Origin of the sequence: Dawidia cretensis (assembly GCF_018598175.1) — a bacterium.
Lineage (GTDB): Bacteria > Bacteroidota > Bacteroidia > Cytophagales > Cyclobacteriaceae > Ohtaekwangia > Ohtaekwangia cretensis.
This window is the reverse complement of record NZ_JAHESE010000047.1, coordinates 20994-42120: the sequence shown is the minus strand read 5'-3', so window position 1 is coordinate 42120 and position 21127 is coordinate 20994. Positions and strand designations below refer to the sequence as shown.

The following is a 21127-nucleotide window of genomic DNA, read 5'->3' as shown; positions in this document are numbered from 1 at the left end:
GCGTTCCCCCGGCCGGGGGCACGCTGGGCGGGGGGGGGCTTGCGGGGCTCCGCGTAATTTTTTGGTCCGGTGTCGAGTTTGCCGGGTTTTGGTTGGCTTGATTTGTCATGGGCGAATTTCTTTGCGTTGTCGATCCAGTTGCGCGCGGATGCACGCCAGTCTTTCATGGGAGAGCGGCCGCCAATCAGCCACCCGTTGGATTGGTAGTGGTTGACGAACTTCTGGGCTTCGGCGGCGGTGGAGTTCTCCTGGATGAAGTAATCTTTGGCTTCTTCGACTGAGGCCGGGACGTCGAAACCGGCGCCGGGCCCCCGCCCCCCGGGTGTCTGCTTTTCCCGATGATCAATACCGGTACCAGTTGCTTGCGGGTCCGTATCCTGGTTCTCCCTAGCGTTACCAAAATCTGAATTTTCATTGCTTGTGCCATAAGCGTTTATTTTGTTTTTAGTGTTTAAGCTGTTTGTATTGTTTATATATATCGTATCACGACCTTTATCAGCACCTATATCAGGACCTCTACCACCAGCTTTATCAGTACCCTTATCAGCACCTTTATCAAATCTGTACAGGTGAACTTTGCTTCCCTGCTGTGGATTGAATGAGGGTTCGTAGAGGATGTAACCCCATTCGGTGAGGTCTTTGAGTGTGCGTATGTAGGTGTTTATGGATCCGATCTTGGACCACTGCATTACCTCCTTGCGGTCGATAATGACAGGGTTTTGAAAGCGGTTGAGATTCCAAAGGTGGAAGAGCACGTTGTATAGGCTCGTGTGTTGCGTTTTAAGCCTGCCATCGAAATAACTCCGATCCATCCAGCCACGGAAGTGGTGAATGAAATTCATGACCGTTTACGGGCTTTGGGGCGCTCTTCTTCGAACACTTCTGACAAGGGCGGTAATGATGTTGCTGTGCCTGGAGGAAGTCTGGTTTTGTTTTCCTCGAGCATTTTGCGAATGTCGTCGTAGTCGTAGTAGATCACGCCGCCGATCTTGGTAAAGGGAAGTAGGCCGTTCTCCCGGAGGGCCTGGAGGGTGTTGGGTGATAGCGTGAGCAGGCGTCTTACTTCGTGGGACTTGAGCCAGCGGCGGGCGGGCGTGGTGGCCCGCTCGGAAAGGACGTTGACGAGCGTTTCGACTAAACTGTGTTTGAAGGCTTCGAGATCTTCGACGGTGACGATGTTTGTTGTTGCCATAAACTTTAGTTGCGTTTAATGGAAACAAAGGAAGTACACAGACCAACGCGAGTAAATACACAACTTGTTGTGTATTGGCTGTGTACTTCTCAAAACCGGTTATAGCCGCTCAATAGAAATGACAGACGGCGAGAAGTGGTATAAATTTTACGCCTGTTTCTACCTGATTGAGTGAAAGATTTTTTGAAATATTTTCAGCTATACCCCGGCACGGCCTAAATCGGCGTCGATCAGGGCTATCATTTTGACTAAAAGAGACCTAACGGCCTGCTTCGCGTCGATGCTGGCTTTGTACATTTTCTGGCGAACGGTGCCTTTTTTTTCCCTTCTCGGTATTGGTTAGAAATACCTTGGACACGATGCTCGAAAGGATTGTCTTGTTATCGTTTTTGATTGTCTCCGCCAGGATGAGAAGACGGAAGAAATAACTGAGCTGTTCGCTGGTAAGATCGACTATGATGCGGAAGCGGGATATAAGGCCTTCTGGTACTGCCGGTGACGTGTCGTCGGCCTGGAGGCTACGTTCGACAAACCAGGTCTCTGCATCAATCCATTCGCAAAGCATGTGGGAAAGCGAGGGTGCTACGGGGTCGAGAGAGAAGCTGGGTTTAACCGGCTGCTGGATGATGAGCTTGCGGTATCTGTCCAGAATGAGCGTGCCCATGTGATCGGACATATCGGGGCTGTTTAGGTGGCGCTCGATGTACTGAACACAGTAGGCCACGTATTCGGGGGAATTGAAATTGATATAGTGCAGGAGCTCACGGAGCTGGCGGTTGATGCTGCCGGCGTGCTGGGCGCCGCCGAGGCGGAGCAGTGACTTCTTGAGGTGCTTGAGATAGATGACGCGACGGTAAGTGATGTGACTGGGCATGGTGTCGTTGACAAACTCCTTGAGTGGCTGTAGGGTGATCTTCAATAAGTGAGCACCTACATTATCGGCAGCAAGCGAGGCCTCGAGGGCTTCGAGGCCGGTGGCGAGCTCGTAACGGGCTATACGCCCATAGCTTGGGGGTATCCAGGCGTCTTGGTCAAAGTACTGCGTGAAGTGGACCTCGATAAAGGCGAGGAGATCTTCGACAGCCTGGTAAAGGATGTGGCTGAGGATGGCTGTGCCGCTGACCTCGGCGGAGTTCGTGAGTTGAACGGGGCAACATAGTTGAGTAGGTGGCCGGCGAGGCCGATGAGGGCTTGCTGGTGGAACTGGATGTACCGCTCTTGGACGCGATCGTCATTGAAGAGAAAGACACTATGCCGGAGGTTTTCTTTGACGATCTGAGCCTCGTCGGTAATGACACTTTGAAAGTCGATGATCAGGGAATCGTCGAGCTCCGGATTGTGTCGAAGGAAATGGGCCATGTCGTGATGGATGATGTTGTCGAAGCGTTGCAACTCGTACTTGAATTTTTGTTTGACTAGGTTTTTCATTGCGGGTAATATTGGGGTTAAAGTAAAGACAGTATTCGCCCAAGACCTGCACGAAGTGCGGCCGGGGAGTGAGCGGATGATATCGGGGTATATCTTCTTAGTGGATGGATACAAGCCAGTTGTAGGCATCCTGGTAGTTAGTGAACGGGGTAACTATGTCACCTGGTGGTAGGGCGCGCTTGGCAGAGATCTCTGCGAAAACGTCGGCCGGGAAGACCCAGGCGAAGTGCCGGAGGCCTGCGTGGACCATGTCGGGAAACCATTGCTCGGCTGTCCATTGGGACGCCTTGCGCCAGGAACCTGTAACCTGTGTGTTGTCGTTCAGGATGTTGGCGAAGTGGTGGGTGCGCTGAATTTCGAGGATAACGGCACCAGATTCTTTAACGGATTGCTCGGTCTGCAGGCCAAGCCAGTTGCAGTACAAAATGTGAGGGTCGATGAGGTGAACAACCTGGAGGTTGCTCGTGCTGTGGATAGTTGACATAGTGATAAAAACGATTAGGTTAATTGGGGGCGCATACTATATGGCTCCCGTGATATAAACCGGATAAGTGAATGGGATTTATTACATAGCGATCCGGTGGAGGGTGGCCGGTGTAGATTAAGATTAACCCGAATAAACGGTTTGCATGCCATCAGTATAAGTTACTATGAAAGGTAACGGCCGGGCGGGCAATTATCTTGCATGACGCCCAGTAAAATGTGACTAACGGTATGTATAGGGCAATAAAAAAGCCAACTCCCGGTGGCTTTACTTTCTATTCCTTTCGCTAAGCTTTATTTTCCTTTCTCCTCCAGGAGCTTTTGGAGTAAAGAGGGACTCTGTAACAAGAGTCCCTCTGACTTTTTGGCCTATAAATCGTTATGAGCCGCTAACAAGTAGGAATAAGGACTGTTTCGCAATTTTTCCTTCTTATCCATATTATAGCTAACGTAAGAGGAAATTAGCGACACACCTGCTCCTGCAAGTAGTGCATATGGAATCGATAGGCCAAGAAGTGCCATCGGAACCGCTGTTGCTGCTGTAGAAAATGTGGATATCTTCATAAAGTTTTCCGCAGTCCATTTAATATGCGATCCCGTCAATGCCTTTTGAAAATTATTATACGCCGGCAAAAAATCATCATGATAGATATCCTCGACTTGTTGTCTCACAGCATCAAAGGACAATTCCCCTGATACATCGTTAGTGAGTTTAGCGATATTTGTTTTAAAAAGACCAAGTTCATCCCGGTGCGTTTTTTTGAAATTAACAACATCGACAAGCGACGTTCCTTTAGAAATCTTAATTCCCTTAATTATTAGATTTGTCAACATCCCTTGCGCAAGTGTGATAAATTTTTCACTTCTACGTTGTTGACGCCCCAATTCGTCATTTGCCTTAACAGCAATTTGATTATCCAGTCGCACTAAGTCTGAGAGATTTGATGTCCAGGTATTGTCTGTAAGCAATGCTATTGATTTCTCTTCACAGATTTTATTCGCTAAGAGAGTCATATAAAATGTAGCAAAATTACTGTCAACATTTACCCAGCCATCGTCGGTTAGGTTTTTACGAAGCTGATGTTGGATCTCGTATGGAAGTTTTTCAGGGTGAATGTGAAAAAGTCTCCTTACGTCTTCCGGGAGTTTGTCGCGGTGAATTGTGTAGGATCTTTCTTGCCCTTGTGTCAAGACTTGAAACCCTTCGTTCGTATTTAAATAATTTAAGGTCTCTGTTGTCAATTCTTCAATGATACGGTGATTCGAACTGACGTGCATAGGTCTAAGTATTCCCTCATCGGATAGATACTCTGTTGAGTTCCTCGTGTACGGATGGGCAATAGATGAAGGAACGATCGTGTGGATTTCATCCCACAGGAGAACCGCATTTTTTAGCCATTCTTCGTCGTGAATGTCAATTGTCGGATAAAATAGTGCCTTTGTAAATCCCATAATGGTGTTGTTTGGTGTTTGGTAATAAAAAAAGCCCATCCGCTGCCATTAACTATGGCAAACAGATGGGCTCTTAACGAATATAGGGAAATACTACTATTGTCCCAAAGGTGTCAGAGTTGATTAATCCTAGAGTACGACCAAGTTTATTTCGACTTATCGTTTAACAACCTCTCCAATAGGGCATTTTTCTCGCGCTCGGCCTTCAGTAGATCTTCGTACAGTCTTTTTGTTTCTGCTACGAGTTCATCATTTTTCTGAACAGCCTCCACAAATTTGTCGAGAGGATTAAACGTTGCGTTATAGTTTAAGCCGTGCGTAGGATTGGTGGTGTGATCGTAGTTGTTTTGAATATTATACACAGCTTTCTCTTCGTCAAAATTCAGAATGGCTTCTGCCGGTAAGTTTAATGCCTTAGCGAGTTCTTCGATCTCACTGGCTTCAATGGTCTCTTTGCCCTCCAGGTAAGAGAGTTTTCTTTGTGACCTTCCTTCGCCCAGTTTGTCGGCGAGTGCTTCTTGTTTTAATCCCAACATCTCGCGGAAACGCTTCAGGTTCTTGCCGTGGTTGGGAGTTCGGGGCTTGCTGGTATCTGTAGTTGCCATATCACAAATATAAGATTTCCGGATTTTCAGAGGGGTTTTTCACTGTCAATTTTCGGGAAGTGATGGAATAAATTATCTAAAGCACCGACAGCATTGTATAACGTAAACAACGATTGTCTGCTATAGCAGACAAAGACCTGGTAACTTCCAATTTTAAAGTAGGGTCATGTGCGCACATTCCCTGGCAAGTTGGTCGCTCAATAGCTGAAGTACCGAAAAACACCCAAAATACGGGTAATCGATAAGCCCCCGGCCTAAACCCGGGTGGCTATGGGATACCTATGCCGTTGGGCGGCGACCAGCTGGGGCAGTAGACCAACATGGAAAGAAAGATTGGAAACGTAACCCCTTAATAGCATGAATTTAAGAGAATCAAAATGCACGATTGGACGGCCGACGGCCAGGCTGGAAATGCCTCTGGAAATTGGGAGAGGAAAGCTAAGGCCATATAGATACAATTATATACCTAGACCGCTGATATATGGCAACAGGTGATAACGTGATGGTGGTGCACCTGCGAGAGTTTAGCGCGGTGCTGGATAAGATTATCGAGGTGGTGACACCGGAAAGGGTGTTTTGCCTCGGGGTAAGGGCGAACAGGTATGAGGAATGGTCGATGTTTAAATTGGTGGCTCCAGGTGTGTCGTATGTGACGGTAGACCTGGTGGTGGTGATCTCTGACGACGACAAACGACGGGTAGACGAGATCGAGGACATTATTCTGAAATTCAATAGCGAGACGCTGCAGCTGAACGCGATCGTACACGGCGACGCGTATGTGCGACGAGCCGTAGAGCGTGGTAGTTGCTTTTTCTCGCAGGTGCACCGGAGTGGTGAAATGATGTATGAGCGGGCGGGAGCGGCGAAGATGTTTATACCGCCGTGGAATCACTTGAACGTCTCAGAAGTATTGTTGAAGACAGAGCGGTATTGGGGTCTGTGGTTTGGCATGGGGGAACGGTCGCTAAGCGAGGCGAAGAACTTCATGGCTAAGGCACACTATGGGCTGGCTGTCTGCTTGCTACAGAAGGCTGCGGAATGCACCTGTGTAGCTGTAGTGCGTGTGGGCATGGGTTATACGCCGCCGATGACGTGCGGACTGCGCAAGCTGTTGGAGCTCGCGGGAAGTATGTCGCTGAGCATGAGCATAATTTTTCCGGGTATGACCAAAGAGGAAGAGGCGCTCCTTGACACATTGCATAACGCGCTGAATCACGCGCGAACTGAAGAAGGTTATACAGTGCCTGAAGAAACGGCACGGATACTTGCGGACCGCGTAGCGGACCTGCAAGGTACGGCGCTGCGCGTGTATGCGGAGCGGATGGATGAAAAGGTGACGGTGTTGGCGACGTCGGAAGAGGGGCCGGACGATATAGTGTATTACGGTAACCTTACAATGATATGAGTGACAGAATAAGACCGACGATGTTTAAAATGCCGGCGGATATTGAAACGACGCTTTGCATTTTTCGGGATGATGTGTTTGTGATGAAACAGTATTGGCATGAGGCGAAGCCAGGGCCGGTGCCCAAAATGACGCCGGTACGGCATCGGGAACTTGTGCTGGCGGGTTTTAAATCCGAGGAGGTGACTGATAAACTTATCGAGAAGTACCTCGACCTGGTGCATCGGTATGCGCTTATGAAAGAGTTTACACACGACTCGTGTACGCGGGCGGCGTTTGGTATCTATGTGCAGCTGCGTATATACTGCGAGTTTGGGCGGCATAGTCGAGGCAGGCAGGTACAACATGAGCGCGTGGAGGAGCCGGGAGGTGATATGCTTTGGCCCGAAACCCTTGGTAAGAATTGGGAGAGGCCGCAAGCCAAGCCAGTACCCTATAAAAAATCGAGACAACCTACAAAAAGGAAAAAAGATGGAAACGAATAGTAACAAAAGCGGCCAGGTGTGGCCGCGCGAAATAACGATATGTGGTAGGTTTTTGAAACGTGAAAGGTTGGAGTCCGAGCGGGTACCGGAATTACGACTGATGGGCAAATGGTTGAGAGAGGTGTTTAGCATTGGTACGCGTGTGGCAATCACCTGTGCTGACGGTAAACTGATTATCGAGCCGGCCAGGGAGCAACCCTGGCTGGGCAAACAGAAACCCATGCGTATAAGGGAGGTGCCAGACGACGTTACGGCTGTCTACAGACCTGGACACGATGGGTCTAAACACCAAAGGCGAGTGGCGGAGCCGCGGGGTAGAGAGATGCGGGTGTAGGGTAAGACACGGCCGTCCTGGACGAAGGAGTGTGAAGTTGGTGGACGGTCAGTGTCGGCACCATCGAGCGGCCTGGGTAGGTCGTTTCGGTGGTGCTTTTTTGTTCCTACTCTTCTGGTATTACAAATCTGTCGGTTTGACTACGGAAAAATAGTTTGAAGTATCCGTTTAATCTCAACAGTTTTCGCGATAGTCCTGTCGTCTGGATCAATTATTAGCGCGTCGTGATCAATAACATAATGGAAGGTGTTCGGTATTTGTGGGAGTAGTGGTAGGATATTCTTGATGATTAATTCAGCATGGTGTTCCCATTTGTATTTGATAAGGAAGATGTGTTTTTCGTAGTCATCAAAGAATGGATCATTTAGTAAATCGATGAAGTTATTCGTTAATTCAATAGATGGACACAATGCAGTAAATAAATCCCAGTCGATCGCGCTATTTCGAGGCCTATTATTTACGTGCCAAATACGTTGCTTTAAGCGGTCGAGCCAAAGCCTTCCCAGGTAATCATCGTTCGAATGGTTTTCAACTACAAAGTGAGCGTTTACACCAGGGATACTCTGCAATTGACCCCACGCATACCATGAACGATTGAAAAGATTGACGTGATTAATAATCGTTGTCTTTCCCCAATTATTAAACCCTGTTATGAAAACGGCTTTCTTCATATATACAACCGTCTTGCATTGGCTTGTCTGTATACCTGCTGTAAATGTCGATAAGTCGATATGTACTCTCTGTCAAGTATAGCCGGATATATAAAGTATCCCACTTGTACATGCCATTCAGTTGAATTTTGGTGGCGGTAGATTATTAGATTTCGATTACTCCAGCAATCTTCAACCAATTTCTCTATTAGATCTGGTCGCCTAATGAATCCCAATGTACGAAGTCCAGTAACGCTAATTCGATTATCTAGTATCATGAGTCTAATGGATAACAACTATTGTGGAGTAATTGTAGCCTCTAAGAACTACTTAGAGGCTACAAGGCGACTATTTGGTCTTTGGCAATTTAATGTTGGCCAAATCTTTATTGGCCTGGGCCAGCTGCTCGGGGAATAGTTTAGTCACATCGATGCCATTCAGACGCTTATCGATCTTCACCTTTAACTTTTGGGTTTTCAAGGCTTGGCTTTTCATGGTCATAAATTTAGCTGTTTTTTCGCTGAAACAAAAAGAAGTCAAATGATGCTCCCTTTACAAAAGGTTGCGGGTCTTCGCCACGCGTTACTGTGTAAATTTCATACTTGGAAGCTAGGGCTTCCAAGTTGAGGGTGACGGCCATTCGGTATAGCCGTGTTCGCTCGCGTGTACTGCCTCGAAAGTATATCCATCGCTCAGGATAGTGACGAGTGTAGAGATCAACAATTTCAGCGACGGTGGCTAACACCTTGTCGCGATCGCCATTATCGGTGACCACCTTGTCGTCGGGCGTGGAGCTGTCGGGACGTACATCTCCAAAGGCGAGGCTGAAAAACCTTGGGTCTTCAGCCGGCATAAAGGCTACAACCTTTTTGATCCTGCCACGCGGGCCAACACTTGTAAACTCATAGAGGCTGTGGTCGTCGCTGGCGCCGGCCACAGGGTAGGATTCGTAGCTCATGCGGCAACTGTCGAGTTCGTTGTTGATTCTTCTGTCTTCGTTGGCGCTTCTACGGCTTTCGGCATCGAGGTTGAAAGCTTGCCGCGCAAGCTTTGCATGTCGATGCTTAATTTCTCCTGGACGATCTTGGCATAAATCTGCGTGGTACGTATACTCTTGTGGCCCAGGATTGCACTGACGGTTTCGAGCGGCACGCCATTGACCAGGGCGACGGTGGTGGCGAAGGTGTGTCTGGCAATGTGGGTAGTAAGTTTGATGTTGAATCCGCAGATAGCTGCTATCTCTTTTAAATAGTCGTTGTACTTCTGGTTGCTCGACACTGGGAATAGCTTGCCTTTTACTACGCATGCGGGGTGATCTTTGTATTTCTCGGTCAGTTGCAGCGCAATGGGTAAAAGCGGAATGTTTGAGCGATTGTGAGTTTTGGTACGGTTGAGGAAGATCCATCGCTCGCCATCAATGCCGGTGCCTACGTGATCGAGTGTGAGTTTATGCACATCGGAATAGGCGTAGCCTGTGAAGCAGCTGAACACGAATACGTCGCGAACTTCTTCAAGACGCTTGGAGGGCAGCGGCTTATTGATGAGCGTTTCCAGTTGCTGCGTGTTGAGTATCTGACGATCTACGTCGAGGGCTATATATTTGAACGCCGCGAAAGGGTTGCGATCGAGCCACGCGTTATTCACACAAAGTGTCGCGATCTTTTTTAAAATCTTCAGGTGTCCGCGGCAGGTATTGTGTTCCAGATTGTCGGTGACCTTTAAAAAGAACTCGTAGTCTGTGATAAACTTATAGTTCAGCTCGTGCAGGAAAACGTCTGGCTTCTTATATGTAGTCTTTATAAACCGCTCAAGTTTGCCATAGGCGACCAGGAGGCGTTTGTACGTTCCGATTGCGATCCGTCCTTTCTCTTTATCAATGAGTTCCTTCTCGGTGGCATTGTACGCTTTGAAAACCTCCAACAAAGATTTCTTCTCTTCTTCAACGCCCAGGTACTTATTCTTGATAGCGACGGCGGTGACCTCTTCGCCAGTGGCTTTGAGCATGAGCCGGATTTGATGCAGCTCGGCCTTTGCAATGTCAAGGAACTCGTTTAGCTGCTCGGCCTCGGCGGTATTGCCATTTACCTTACAGGCGCTTTCATCCCATTGATCGAGGGTGACTTTCCTGCCGAGGGAGATCTCGGCACGCTTTCCATTAACTGTAACACGAGCGTAAAGCGTGGCTTGGCTTTCTTTGTTCTTGCCACGGTATGCCCATACGAGAATTGAGAATGTTTGCTTACGTTTCATATTTTACTCACCGAATTAGTTGCCGTCTGCAACGTTCTTGCGCGATTTTGACGGCTTTTGACTACCTGCAATTCTCTGATTGTCATGGTGTTACAGCTAATTCGGTGAGTAAATGTAAGCGGTGAGTTGTACTCACCGAACTACTCGTATTTCACTTGAGTTTGTAAGTGCTTCTTTGAGTAGGCATAAAAAACAAAAACCCCTCAGAAGTTAATCTGAGGGGTTTTCAACAAAGACGTGCGACCATTTACTGGACCCTATGATCTTGTAGTGATCCCTCTGGGATTCGAACCCAGGACCCATACATTAAAAGTGTATTGCTCTACCAGCTGAGCTAAGGAATCGACATTCTTCAAGAAATCTTCTAATTCTTGTCAATTTCGGGGTATTTTCCGTAATTGAGGCTGCAAAGGTAACAGGACATCATTAATATGCAAAGCCTCACTAAAAAAATTATTTTCAATATTTCCTTTTCCCTGCTCTTTTTCATAGGGACGGCATCCGCCCAAACATCCTCATTTCGCTTACAAACGGCTGATTCTCTTTTCAAAACAAAGCGCTATACGCAATCCATGGAGCACTACCGCGCCATCTTTGCTTCCAATCAATATACTCCCGCCATGCTCCTGAAAATGGCCTATATCGAAGAGGGCCTTGGCCAGGCAGGGCAGGCGCTCTTCTACCTGAACCTCTATTTCGATGCCACCAACGACCAGGCTGTGCTCGATAAAATGGAAGAGCTGGCCGGCAAATACAACCTGGAGGGTTACAAACAAACCGATGCCGTGCAGGCACTGTCATTCTACCACGACTTCCGCTGGCCCATTGGGCTGTCGCTGATGGCGCTGGCCGTACTTTTTTTGAGTGTCGCTTTCTACCTGCGTCGGAAGAAAAGAAATCCGGTGGTGGCACTTGTACTGCTGTTCCTGGTGCTCAGCTCGTTGGTGGGTCACAGCATGCTCAGTACGAAGGGAGAAAATGGCATCGTCGCGCATGACAACACGGTCCTGATGGATGGCCCGTCGCCCGGGGCAGGCGTTGTTTCAGTGGTGGGTGGTGGCCACCGCGTCGAGATCCTGGGACGTAAAGACGTTTGGGTGAAAATTCAGTGGCAGGGCGCCACAGCCTACATACGCGATGCCAATTTGCTGACGCTTACGCTCTAAGGATTATCCTTGAAGGGCCAGCGCTACCAGGGAATATTCTCAGAAAAGTATTCTTCACTGAAAAATTTGCCGGTTGGTCCATCGTCGCCTATCAGGGCGTATTTGACAATGCGTTGTCCAGCTTCTTGCACCGTGCTCGTTCCTTGATAGTTCGTGAAATCGGTTTGCGTGTAGCCCGGACAAACAGCATTTACTTTGACCGGCGTATCCCTGAGCTCGTAGGCGAGGTTAATAGTATACATGTTCAGCGCCGCCTTAGAGGACTGGTATAGTGCAAATCTTGTTGGATAATAACGGTCCGTTAGGTCGGCGGCCAATGTCAACGAAGCCATACTCGTACTAACATTCACAATCCGTGGCGCTGTTGATTTTTTTAACAGACCAATAAATGCCTGGGTAACCCGAACGACGCCGAAGATATTGGTCTCATAAACTTCTTTAAACTGATCGGGCGTAGATTCGAGTGCAGATTGCTGAAAGGACCCCGAAATACCGGCATTGTTCACCAGTACATCCAGCACGGGTGACTTTTCATGTATTACGGCATACGCGGCGCTGACCGATTCTGAATTGGTAACCTCCAGTTGTACGGCGGCGACGTTGCTAAGGCCTTCCTCCTGGAGATGTTGCACGGCCGATAAACCTCTTCCCACATCACGGCACCCCAAATACACGAAGTATCCGTTTTGCGCCAGTCGTTTTGCTACTTCAAAGCCAATGCCTTTGTTGGCTCCCGTCACTAATGCTGTCTTCATTTTTTTAATTATTTGAAGCAAAACTAGCGAGCGAAAAGCCGGTGGACATGGACAAATCTTCCTATCTATGGGACAAATCCCGTACGTCGGCTAAAAACGCACTGACGGTCTTGCCGGTATTTTTTTTGAAAAGCCTTGAGAAATAGCCGGGGTCATTAAAGCCCAGATCGTATGCCAATTCTTTAGCCGAAATTGCAGAGTACTGCAACTTGCGTTGGGCTTCCTGTATCAGCCGGTTTGTGATCCATTCTTTTGGCGATACACCCGAAAACTCTTTTACGATATCATAAAGCCTGCTGGTGGTTGTTGACAAATTCTCAGCAATGACACGAACGTCCTGCTGCTCTGTCAAATGCGTTTCCACCGCGAGCTTAAACTCTATAAATTTCGACAGCCGGGAATTGGAGATGATTTCCTGATCGCCATGCTGGAAGTATGCCTTGTTAAATTCGATTAGCAGAATATTTAAATAGGCTAAAATGACTTCTGTGTTTTTCTGTTTGTCGGGAGAATGAACCAGCTGAAATAGTATGCTGAAAATAACTTTTACCCGTTGCTTGGACGCCGGGTCAAAAGAAACAAGGTTTGAATTTAGTGGGTTGTGCAGAAAAGGATAAGACTGCGGAAGGAATGATAACATCGCTGCATCGAACCCGAAGTTGTTATACCGGTTGTTTTTGTCTTTCGGTGAATTATAGAACACCTGGTTCGGAAAACCACATACCATTTGACTGTCTGCGAGGGTGATCTCTTGCCGGTCAGCGTGATACGTAGCGGTCCCCTCGTCCATAAAAACAAAATAATAAAAGCCCAGCTTATGTGGCTGAAGAAAGAGTTGCAGAAGATCTTCCGGCACATCAATCTTACAGTTTTCGTTTACCGTGAGCGGCAACTTCGTATGGTGCTTGAACTTATTCAGTAACCCTTTAGTGTCTTGCATCGGAAGCCAAATTAAACTGCGAATAGCTAAGAAGTTTCCAGTGGAAAGGCGTTGCGTTGGAGATGTCGTTAATCCATTTCAATGTAAATACCACAAACCGAGTATCCTGATCCTTTACAACGAATCGCGCCGTCCCGGTTAATTGCAGCATTCTGTTATTTGTAAAATCCATAAAAAGCAACCCACAATTTGGATTTGTGTGCAGGTTGCCAATCGTGTTATACAGGTTATTCCCCGGATAGTCGAGCCATTGAATTGTTTGATGATCCACTACTTCAACAAATCCCGGACTGCCACCGCGATGCGAGCAATCTGCACCTTGCCCGGCAACATACGTTGAAATAAAAAATGTATCTGCCGCCTGGATGATTTTGATGTGAGAATCATTCAGGCTTGTTTCACCAGGTTCTATACCGACATGATCCTGAGGCGCAAGCTCAAACTTTCTTGCTTGAATATATTTAGGGCAGTTAAAATAGCTTTGCCTGACAGTAAGCACCAAACGATCATTCTCGATTACAACAGTACCATTGATGCGCAAGCGCACACGTGCTTCAAAGTTTATAAACAACAGCCCCACTTCATTATTGTCCTGTACATTGCTTAGAAACTTCTTGTCTGAAATCGTCGATAGCGAAATAACTTTATCGGAAACAACAGAAAGAAACCCATCAGAGCCCGTCAAGAAAGAGGTCCATACATTTCCCGAGTTGTCAATGGAAGTTGCCAGAACAAAACCAAACGCAGGGAGCATACGCATGGCTGCAGGTGCCACCCTATCCTTAATCATTCCCTCCAGCTGATGCGCTTCCTCGGAAACACCCAGCAAAGTGTGAATGGCTTGTTCACCCGGATGAAATATCTTTTCCATGAGTCGGAGCTTGGGAAATAAACATTGCTTTAACAAGAATAAGTTCAAACGACTGCAACATTACAATACACCCACAGGAGATGCTGCTTACGAATTTTGCTTGAAAACTGATTCCTCAACCGGGGAAAAAATGACATTCAAGGGGGTAAGATGCGTCACACGTGCGCTTTAACTTTAAACGTTCCATTAACTGCCCCCCGACAACAATAACCTATAGCGAAAGAAATTATGAAGCTACTTCTCACTTCCGCCGGCATCAGCAATACAAGTATTCACAACGCGCTCATTGACCTACTGGGGAAACCGATTGCCGAGGCGAGCGCCCTTTTTATTCCCACCGCGATATACGGCATACCCAACGGTGGTGACCTTGTACGACGAGTGATTTGCGGATCACTCGGCGACCCTTTCTGCGATCTGGGCTGGAAGTCGTTGGGGTTGCTGGAACTCACCGCACTGCCCAGCATACAACAAGATCTTTGGATCCCCATGCTCATGGAGACCGATGCCTTGTTGGTAGGAGGAGGCGACTGTCAGTACCTATGCCATTGGATGCAGCAATCCGGACTAACAGACCTTTTGCCATCGCTATTGCGCAAGACGGTGTACGTGGGCTTAAGCGCCGGCAGTATGGTGATGACCCGCTATGGAACGACTTACCGCCATCATATGCTGCCAGCCCAAAGCGATAAATCGCTGGGACTGGTTGATTTCGCGATTCATCCACACCTGGATCATGCGTGGTTCCCTGACAATTCCCTGGCCAACCTGGAGAAATTGGCGGCCACGATACCTGTCCCATCGTATGCGATTGACGATCAGACCGCCATTAAAGTGACCGACGGCACGGTCGAAATAATCTCCGAAGGGCAATGGAAACTGTTCAATCCCCCAATATCGCGTGCCTAAGTCTTAAAATATTTCTCCAGCTTGATCGATAATGCCTCAGGCATCCGGTATCACAGGCTCTACCAGCTTTGCCAGCTTTTCGAGCGATTCCTGCCATCCCAGATAGCACATCTCTGCTGGTATGACCGCGGGAATTCCTTCTTGTAAAATTTTGATCTCTGTACCGGCAATTGTTTGCTTAAGCGAAACAGAAGTCGTCATCTCTCCTGGCAGGTTCGGATCGTCAAACTTGTCCGTGTACTTCAAAGACTCTCCCGGTTTAAATTCCACATACGTACCACCGAAGGAATGGCTGTTGCCTGTGGAAAAGTTCTCGAATGACATTCGGAATGTACCGCCTTTCTCTGCTTTCAAATGATCGACCGTGCAAATAAATCCGTAAGGTGGCAACCAGGATGCGATGGCCGATGCTTGTGTAAAGGCCCGGAATACTTTTTCCGGCGTTGCTTTCAGAATTCGATGTAATGAAACACTGTTAGACATAATCTAATTTTTTAAATTTTAAACTGTTTTACTTTTCTTCAAAATCACATGTGTGGCACCCTCGCCATATACGGTCTGCGTATCGGTGAACCCGAGCTTGGGCAAGTCAAGTCCGGCAAACAGGTTCTCCCCGGATCCCAGCAGTACAGGCGAGACGGCCAGGTGCATTTCATCTATATGCCCTGCCTGCAGGTACTGACGCACCGTGGATGTTCCCCCACCAATGCGTATATCTTTGCCGTGAGCAGCCTTCCTGGCTTTCTCCAGCGCCGACTCGATGCCGTCGGTAACAAAATGAAATACCGTGCCACCTTCCATGATAATGGGTTCTCTTGCATGGTGTGTTAGGACAAAGATCGGGACATGGTACGGCGGGTTTTCTCCCCACCAACCTTTCCACGCATTGTCCGGCCACTCCCCGCGAACCGGCCCAAACATATTGCGCCCCATGATCCACGCCCCGAGATTCTCAAATGACTTTTCAGCAAAGTCGTTGTCTATGCCTTCCGTTCCATCTCCTTTGCCATAGATGCTCTGAAACATCCTGGTGGGGAAGAACCATGTGTGGAGTTCCTCACCTCTCTTACCTAACGGCTCCTCTCTACTTTGATCGGGGCCAGCGCCATAGCCGTCCAGCGAAATGGAGAATGCTGCTACTTTAACTTTACTCATATCGATTACACTTTATGTTTTGTGAGTGCCTGTGTTGCAGAACAAATATCGGCAGACGGCACCTGATACGGAGGCCGTGATCGTGACATAAACAGAGGCGATTTGCGTCAAAATATTCTTTTAAATCTTTTTCCCGCCCATTGCAACATTCGGGGATAGGTAGGCGTCTCAATGTAAATTTTACGCACCTCCATGTTCAGGAATTATCTCAAGACCGCTATACGCAGCCTGGTAAGGCATCGCTTTTTTTCTTTCATCAATATGTTCGGCCTATCCATTGCCATGGCATTGTCCATGGTGATCATTATGCTGGTGGCAGATCAGTTGACGTACGATCGTCATATTACTACGCGTGAGCGCATCTATCGTATAAACTCAAATCCCATCGGGGAGCAAGGACAGCAATACGGCGAGGCTGCCACCTCCGCGTTGCCGCTACGGCAGGAGTTGCTGGAAAACCACGCCGGAGTGGAAAAGGCTGTGCGCCTGGTGCGCGGCTTTGGCAATATCTGGGTGGAGCTGGCGCAAAATGTAAATATTCCCGTGGCAGGTTATTATGCAGATCCGGAAGTGCTCGATTTTTTTGAATATGAGCTGGAATACGGTGATGCAAAAACTGCCTTGACGACACCCTACACGGTCGTGCTGACAAAGAAAGCAGCACGTAAGTTATTCAAGCAGGAGAATCCAGTCGGTGAAACGTTCAACGTAGGAGATGATGGTCCGTATACCGTGACCGGCGTGATCCGGGAGACAAAAAACAAATCGCACATCGCGTTTGAAGCTTTTGCCAGTATATCAACGGTAACGGCTTTAGAGGCCACCGGTAAACGCACCAAGAATCTGGACAACTGGTATAACTACACGCAGGGCTGGGTCTATGTGCTCTTAGCGCCAGGCAAAACACCGGCGTCTCTTCAGGCCGCGTTGGACCGCATTCAGAAAAAGTATTTTACCACGTTACCAAAACCGGAAACACAAGACAAAGTGCACTATACCTTGCAAGCGTTGACAAACATCACCCCCGGACCGTTAGTAGAAAATCCGATTGGTCCGTTCCTTCCCTGGCTGTTCATTTATTTCTTTGGCGGGTTGGCCGCTGTCGTCATGCTTACGTCGTGTTTTAACTTCACGAATCTGTCCATTGCCCGGTCGCTTACCCGCGCCCGTGAGATCGGTATTCGCAAAGTTACGGGTGCCATGCGCTGGCAGGTGTTTATGCAGTTCATTTCCGAGTCGGTAATCACCTCGATGTGCGCCTTGCTGGGCGCTTTCCTGATCTTATTTTTATTGAAGCCCTTACTGATGCAGCTGAGCTTCGCCCGTATGATGATGTGGAACCTGGAAATTAATTATTCAGTGGTCGGCATTTTTATCGTCTTTGCTTTCGTGGTAGGCGTGCTCGCCGGTTTCTTTCCCGCGGTAGTATTAAGTGGATTCCAACCAGTGAAAGTATTGAAAGGCCTGGGCACCATGAAGCTGTTCTCGCATGTTGGATTACGTAAAACATTATTGGTCACGCAATTTTCTTTCTCGCTTATTTTCATTCTTTCAGTGATCGTCGTGTATGATCAATTGCAATTATTCCTGAAAGCGGATCATGGCTTTAGTATGGAGAAGAAGATTGTCGTGGGCCTTAGCAATACCTCCTATGTTGCGCTGAAAACTGAATTACTGAAATACAACAACATTGAAAATGTTTCGGCGGTGTCGCATGTACCCGCCGCTGGAATTAGCCGCAGTACAAAGTACAAGGTATCCCTGGACGAAAAAGAATGGACCGACCTTTACTACTTCTCTACCGACGAAGATTATCTTAAAAATATGGATTTGCACCTGGTTGCCGGCGAGTATTTCGCTGCAGCGCAACTTTCCAATAACAACTTTATTGTGCTGAATGAAAGGGCGGTGAGCGCATTTCATTTCAGCTCCGCCGCCGCTGCCATTGGTCAGCAACTTATCTTACAAGACGATTCTACGCGCAAGCAGATCATCGGCGTGGTCAAAGATTACAACCACCATATGCTGTTTGATAAGCTGGAGCCAATGGCTTTGACTACCGACGAGAAAGAATATACGGCGCTGCAAGTGCAATATACCGGCACCTATGAAGATGCAGGCAAAAGTATAGAAAAAGCATGGGCAACCATCAATCCTACTTTAAAAATCGACTACAAGGATTTTAATGATGAAGTCCACAAGATGTACAAGGTGTTCTTTGGCGACCTCGTCAGTATACTGAGTGTCATTGCTTTTCTGGCGATCACTATCTCGTGTTTAGGCCTATTGGGCATGGCCACCTATGCAACAGAAACGCGCATCAAAGAAATCTCTATTCGCAAAGTACTCGGCAGCAGTGACGGGGCGTTGCTGTACCTGCTCTCAAAAGGTTTTGGCTCGATGTTGCTCATCGCGATTGTGATAGCGGTACCCACGGCTTGGTTTATCAATAACTTGTGGCTCGAGCAGCTGGCGTATCACGTCTCCGTAAGCATGCTTACTATTGCGATCAGCATCTTCACGCTCACAGTTTTCGGCATCGTCACGATTGGCTCACAGGCGTGGCGTGCGCTGTATGTCAAACCCGTGGATAATCTGCGAGGAGAATGACCCGGACTGTCTCCGTTTCTACAATGTCCATGTCCAGTTTCGAATGGCGGGCTCATCTTCTCCGTGAACGCTGATATAGGCTTTGTGATCAAGAAGTTTTCCGTGTAGAAATTGTTTAAAATAGGCAGCGCGTGATCCGAGTCCCGGCAGACGATCCACTACATCGCCGGCAAGGTGATAGCGGTCCAGGTCATTCAAGACTACCATATCAAAGGGCGTTGTCGTCGTTCCCTCTCCCTTATAACCACGCACGTGCAGGTTATTGTGGTTTGTCCTGCGGTAGGTGAGCCGGTGAATCAGTAAAGGATATCCGTGAAAGGCGAAGATGATCGGCTTATCTTTTGTGAAGAGCATATCAAAGTCAACATCACTCCAGCCATGAGGATGTACACTCCGCGGTTGAAGTGTCATCAGATCGACCACATTAATCACCCGTAATTTTAATTCAGGAAAATGCTCCCGTAGAAGTTGTACCGCCGCCAGGGTTTCCAGGGTCGGCACATCTCCGGCGCAAGCCATGACAACATCGGGTTCGCTGCCTTCGTCGTTGCTGGCCCATTCCCAAATGCCCATGCCCGCGGTGCAATGCTTAATGGCATCTTCCATGCCCATCCATTGAAGCTCGGGTTGCTTACCCGCGACAATAACATTGATGTAATCGCGACTGCGCAGACAATGGTCGGTAACAGACAATAGTGTATTGGCATCCGGCGGCAGGTAGATTCGGACTATATCTGCAGACTTGTTAGCCACCAGGTCGAGGAAGCCCGGATCCTGGTGGCTGTTTCCATTGTGATCTTGTCGCCATACATGGGATGTGAGCAAATAATTCAACGAAGCAATGGAATGTCTCCAGGAAAGATCACGCGAGACTTTCAGCCACTTCGCATGCTGATTGACCATGGAATCGATAATATGGATGAAGGCCTCATAGCAGGAGAATAGCCCATGCCTGCCCGTTAGGAGGTAGCCCTCCAGCCACCCCTGACACAAATGCTCGCTCAGTACCTCCATCACACGCCCGTCAGGCGAAAGGTCGTTATCCCCTGGCACGATCTGAGCAGTAGAGGTCCGTTGGGTTATTTCAAAGAGACGCGAAAGGCGATTGGACGAAGTTTCATCGGGTCCGAATATTCTGAAGTTTCTTTTATCCCAGTTCAGCTTCATCACATCGCGCAAAAAGCCTCCCATGATGGAAGTACTCTCTGCTTGTATAGTCCCCGGCTTGTCTACCGGGATGGCGTGAGTTTTAAAATCTGGCATCAGAAGATCGCGCAGAAGCGCCCCGCCGTTGGCATGTGGATTGGCACCCATTCGCCGGTCGTTCAACGGAGCAAGCTCCGCGAGCTCAGCGATAAGTTTTCCGTCCCGATCAAAGAGCTCTTCAGGCCTATAGCTTTTCATCCATTGCTCCAGTAACAGAACATGCTCGGGCTTACTGGCAAGCTCCGCCAGCGGAACCTGGTGGGCGCGCCACGTTCCTTCAACCTGGGTGCCATCAACATTGTCTGGTCCCGTCCACCCTTTGGGTGTTCGTAAAATAACCAGGGGCCACTGCGGACGTTTTGTGAAACCATTTGTTCTGGCCTCTTGCTGGATAAGCTTAATCTGCTCAAAAACTTCATCCAACGTAACGGCCATCGCCAGATGCATATCCGCCGGCTCGCTGCCTTCCACGAAGTACGGCTTGTAACCGTAGCCGATGAATAGTTGCTCCAGTTCTTCTTTCGGAATTCTGGCAAGGATCGTTGGATTGGCAATCTTATACCCGTTCAGGTGAAGAATGGGAAGCACTGCACCATCGTGGACCGGGTTTAAGAATTTATTCCCATGCCAGCTCGCGGCAAGGGCACCCGTCTCCGCTTCGCCGTCGCCGACAACACACGCAACAATAAGATCAGGGTTATCAAAGGCCGCGCCGTACGCATGCGCCAATGAATAACCTAATTCACCGCCTTCATGAATGGAGCCTGGTGTTTCCGGTGCGACGTGGCTGGGGACGCCACCGGGAAAAGAAAACTGCTTGAATAACTTCTTTATACCTTCCTCATCCTGCGTGATGTCCGTATAGACTTCACTGTACGTGCCCTCCAGATAGGTATTGGCTACAAGGCCCGGACCTCCATGTCCGGGGCCCGCTATATAAATCATACTTACGTCCAGTGCCTGAATGATTCGGTTCAGGTGGACATAGATAAAATTGAGACCCGGCGTTGTTCCCCAATGCCCCAGCAGCCGGGGCTTTATATGTTCAGGGGTTAACTTTTCCTTGAGAAGGGGATTATCATACAGGTAGATTTGTCCCACCGACAAATAATTTGCCGCTCTCCAGTAAGCATTCATTCTTTCAAGCAGCGCTGCCGAGAGCGTCGTTTTGGGAGTTGTCCTTGTTTCAATCATCTTTCATCGGTTTAAATGCTACTCTTCACCGTATGCC

24 protein-coding genes and 1 tRNA gene are annotated in these 21127 nt (G+C 48.3%); 8 read left to right on the top strand and 17 right to left on the bottom strand.

Features of this window, described 5'->3' with window-relative positions:
• From KK062_RS27555 to KK062_RS27545, 3 genes are all read right to left on the bottom strand, one after another.
• The coding region (locus KK062_RS27555; RefSeq protein WP_254087609.1) for a hypothetical protein at positions 1-842 on the bottom strand (842 nt) is incomplete at its 3' end.
• Positions 839-1192: a helix-turn-helix domain-containing protein gene (locus tag KK062_RS27550; RefSeq protein ID WP_254087608.1), complete on the bottom strand. Its 354-nt coding sequence runs from the start codon at positions 1190-1192 to the stop codon at positions 839-841. The genes KK062_RS27550 and KK062_RS27555, both read right to left, overlap by 4 nt.
• A 259-nt stretch (positions 1193-1451) precedes the next feature.
• Positions 1452-2111 (bottom strand): hypothetical protein, encoded by a 660-nt coding sequence (locus KK062_RS27545; RefSeq protein ID WP_254087607.1) that lies wholly within the window; start codon positions 2109-2111, stop codon positions 1452-1454.
• A 108-nt stretch (positions 2112-2219) separates the two neighbouring features.
• Here KK062_RS27545 and KK062_RS30855 point away from each other — a divergent pair, with 108 nt between their 5' ends.
• Positions 2220-2351 carry a hypothetical protein gene (locus KK062_RS30855; RefSeq protein WP_262899335.1) on the top strand — a complete coding sequence of 44 codons (132 nt, stop codon included), beginning with the start codon at positions 2220-2222 and terminating at the stop codon, positions 2349-2351.
• An 8-nt stretch (positions 2352-2359) separates the two neighbouring features.
• Positions 2360-2611 (top strand): hypothetical protein, encoded by a 252-nt coding sequence (locus KK062_RS27540; RefSeq protein ID WP_254087606.1) that lies wholly within the window; start codon positions 2360-2362, stop codon positions 2609-2611.
• A 106-nt stretch (positions 2612-2717) separates the two neighbouring features.
• Here KK062_RS27540 and KK062_RS27535 read toward each other — a convergent pair whose 3' ends face one another.
• The 3 genes from KK062_RS27535 to KK062_RS27525 all read right to left on the bottom strand — a co-directional run bounded on the left by KK062_RS27535 (position 2718) and on the right by KK062_RS27525 (position 5160).
• Positions 2718-3104 (bottom strand): hypothetical protein, encoded by a 387-nt coding sequence (locus tag KK062_RS27535; RefSeq protein WP_254087605.1) that lies wholly within the window; start codon positions 3102-3104, stop codon positions 2718-2720.
• A gap of 368 nt (positions 3105-3472) precedes the next feature.
• On the bottom strand, positions 3473-4555 hold the full coding sequence (locus tag KK062_RS27530; RefSeq protein WP_254087604.1) for a DUF6236 family protein: 1083 nt from the start codon (positions 4553-4555) through the stop codon (positions 3473-3475).
• Between the two features lie 146 nt (positions 4556-4701).
• Positions 4702-5160, bottom strand: coding sequence for a helix-turn-helix domain-containing protein (locus KK062_RS27525; RefSeq protein WP_254087603.1), 459 nt, complete (start codon positions 5158-5160; stop codon positions 4702-4704).
• Between the two features lie 481 nt (positions 5161-5641).
• On the opposite strand from KK062_RS27525, the gene KK062_RS27520 reads away from it, so the two are divergent.
• From KK062_RS27520 to KK062_RS31135, 3 genes are read left to right on the top strand one after another with little or no spacing between them, the layout of a single operon-like run.
• Positions 5642-6565, top strand: coding sequence for a HEPN domain-containing protein (locus KK062_RS27520; RefSeq protein ID WP_254087602.1), 924 nt, complete (start codon positions 5642-5644; stop codon positions 6563-6565).
• Entirely contained in the window at positions 6562-7050 is a 489-nt protein-coding gene (locus KK062_RS27515) for a hypothetical protein (RefSeq protein ID WP_254087601.1), read from the top strand. Before KK062_RS27520 ends, KK062_RS27515 begins: the two co-directional genes overlap by 4 nt.
• Positions 7037-7384: a SymE family type I addiction module toxin gene (locus KK062_RS31135; protein WP_369075190.1), complete on the top strand. Its 348-nt coding sequence runs from the start codon at positions 7037-7039 to the stop codon at positions 7382-7384. Before KK062_RS27515 ends, KK062_RS31135 begins: the two co-directional genes overlap by 14 nt.
• A gap of 140 nt (positions 7385-7524) precedes the next feature.
• Here KK062_RS31135 and KK062_RS27510 read toward each other — a convergent pair whose 3' ends face one another.
• From KK062_RS27510 to KK062_RS27490, 5 genes are all read right to left on the bottom strand, one after another.
• On the bottom strand, positions 7525-8055 hold the full coding sequence (locus KK062_RS27510) for a hypothetical protein (RefSeq protein ID WP_254087600.1): 531 nt from the start codon (positions 8053-8055) through the stop codon (positions 7525-7527).
• Between the two features lie 327 nt (positions 8056-8382).
• The gene (locus tag KK062_RS27505) at positions 8383-8535 is read right to left on the bottom strand and encodes a hypothetical protein (protein ID WP_254087599.1); all 153 of its coding nucleotides are present in this window, start codon (positions 8533-8535) and stop codon (positions 8383-8385) included.
• A 4-nt stretch (positions 8536-8539) separates the two neighbouring features.
• The gene (locus KK062_RS27500; protein ID WP_254087598.1) at positions 8540-8992 is read right to left on the bottom strand and encodes a DUF6934 family protein; all 453 of its coding nucleotides are present in this window, start codon (positions 8990-8992) and stop codon (positions 8540-8542) included.
• Positions 8989-10284, bottom strand: a complete 1296-nt coding sequence (locus KK062_RS27495) for a site-specific integrase (protein WP_254087597.1) — start codon at positions 10282-10284, stop codon at positions 8989-8991. Before KK062_RS27495 ends, KK062_RS27500 begins: the two co-directional genes overlap by 4 nt.
• A gap of 271 nt (positions 10285-10555) precedes the next feature.
• A tRNA-Lys gene (locus KK062_RS27490) sits at positions 10556-10628 on the bottom strand.
• 228 nt (positions 10629-10856) lie between these two features.
• Between KK062_RS27490 and KK062_RS27485 the strand changes: the two genes are divergently transcribed.
• Positions 10857-11450: an SH3 domain-containing protein gene (locus KK062_RS27485; RefSeq protein ID WP_254087596.1), complete on the top strand. Its 594-nt coding sequence runs from the start codon at positions 10857-10859 to the stop codon at positions 11448-11450.
• Between the two features lie 23 nt (positions 11451-11473).
• Here KK062_RS27485 and KK062_RS27480 read toward each other — a convergent pair whose 3' ends face one another.
• The 3 genes from KK062_RS27480 to KK062_RS27470 form a co-directional block, all read right to left on the bottom strand.
• Positions 11474-12205, bottom strand: coding sequence for an SDR family oxidoreductase (locus KK062_RS27480; protein ID WP_254087595.1), 732 nt, complete (start codon positions 12203-12205; stop codon positions 11474-11476).
• 61 nt (positions 12206-12266) lie between these two features.
• On the bottom strand, positions 12267-13145 hold the full coding sequence (locus tag KK062_RS27475; RefSeq protein ID WP_254087594.1) for a helix-turn-helix domain-containing protein: 879 nt from the start codon (positions 13143-13145) through the stop codon (positions 12267-12269).
• Positions 13132-14016, bottom strand: coding sequence for a PNPOx family protein (locus tag KK062_RS27470; protein ID WP_254087593.1), 885 nt, complete (start codon positions 14014-14016; stop codon positions 13132-13134). The genes KK062_RS27475 and KK062_RS27470 overlap by 14 nt, the downstream gene beginning before the upstream one ends.
• A gap of 228 nt (positions 14017-14244) precedes the next feature.
• Here KK062_RS27470 and KK062_RS27465 point away from each other — a divergent pair, with 228 nt between their 5' ends.
• Positions 14245-14925 carry a Type 1 glutamine amidotransferase-like domain-containing protein gene (locus tag KK062_RS27465; protein WP_254087592.1) on the top strand — a complete coding sequence of 227 codons (681 nt, stop codon included), beginning with the start codon at positions 14245-14247 and terminating at the stop codon, positions 14923-14925.
• Positions 14926-14961: 36 nt separating this feature from the next.
• Here KK062_RS27465 and KK062_RS27460 read toward each other — a convergent pair whose 3' ends face one another.
• Together KK062_RS27460 and KK062_RS27455 are read right to left on the bottom strand one after the other, a co-directional pair.
• Positions 14962-15408, bottom strand: a complete 447-nt coding sequence (locus KK062_RS27460) for an SRPBCC family protein (protein WP_254087591.1) — start codon at positions 15406-15408, stop codon at positions 14962-14964.
• 18 nt (positions 15409-15426) lie between these two features.
• Positions 15427-16080 (bottom strand): dihydrofolate reductase family protein, encoded by a 654-nt coding sequence (locus KK062_RS27455; RefSeq protein WP_254087590.1) that lies wholly within the window; start codon positions 16078-16080, stop codon positions 15427-15429.
• Between the two features lie 192 nt (positions 16081-16272).
• Between KK062_RS27455 and KK062_RS27450 the strand changes: the two genes are divergently transcribed.
• Positions 16273-18690, top strand: a complete 2418-nt coding sequence (locus tag KK062_RS27450) for an ABC transporter permease (RefSeq protein ID WP_254087589.1) — start codon at positions 16273-16275, stop codon at positions 18688-18690.
• Between the two features lie 18 nt (positions 18691-18708).
• On the opposite strand, the gene KK062_RS27445 is transcribed toward KK062_RS27450, so the two are convergent.
• Positions 18709-21090 carry a phosphoketolase family protein gene (locus KK062_RS27445; RefSeq protein ID WP_254087588.1) on the bottom strand — a complete coding sequence of 794 codons (2382 nt, stop codon included), beginning with the start codon at positions 21088-21090 and terminating at the stop codon, positions 18709-18711.
• Positions 21091-21127: the final 37 nt, after the last annotated feature.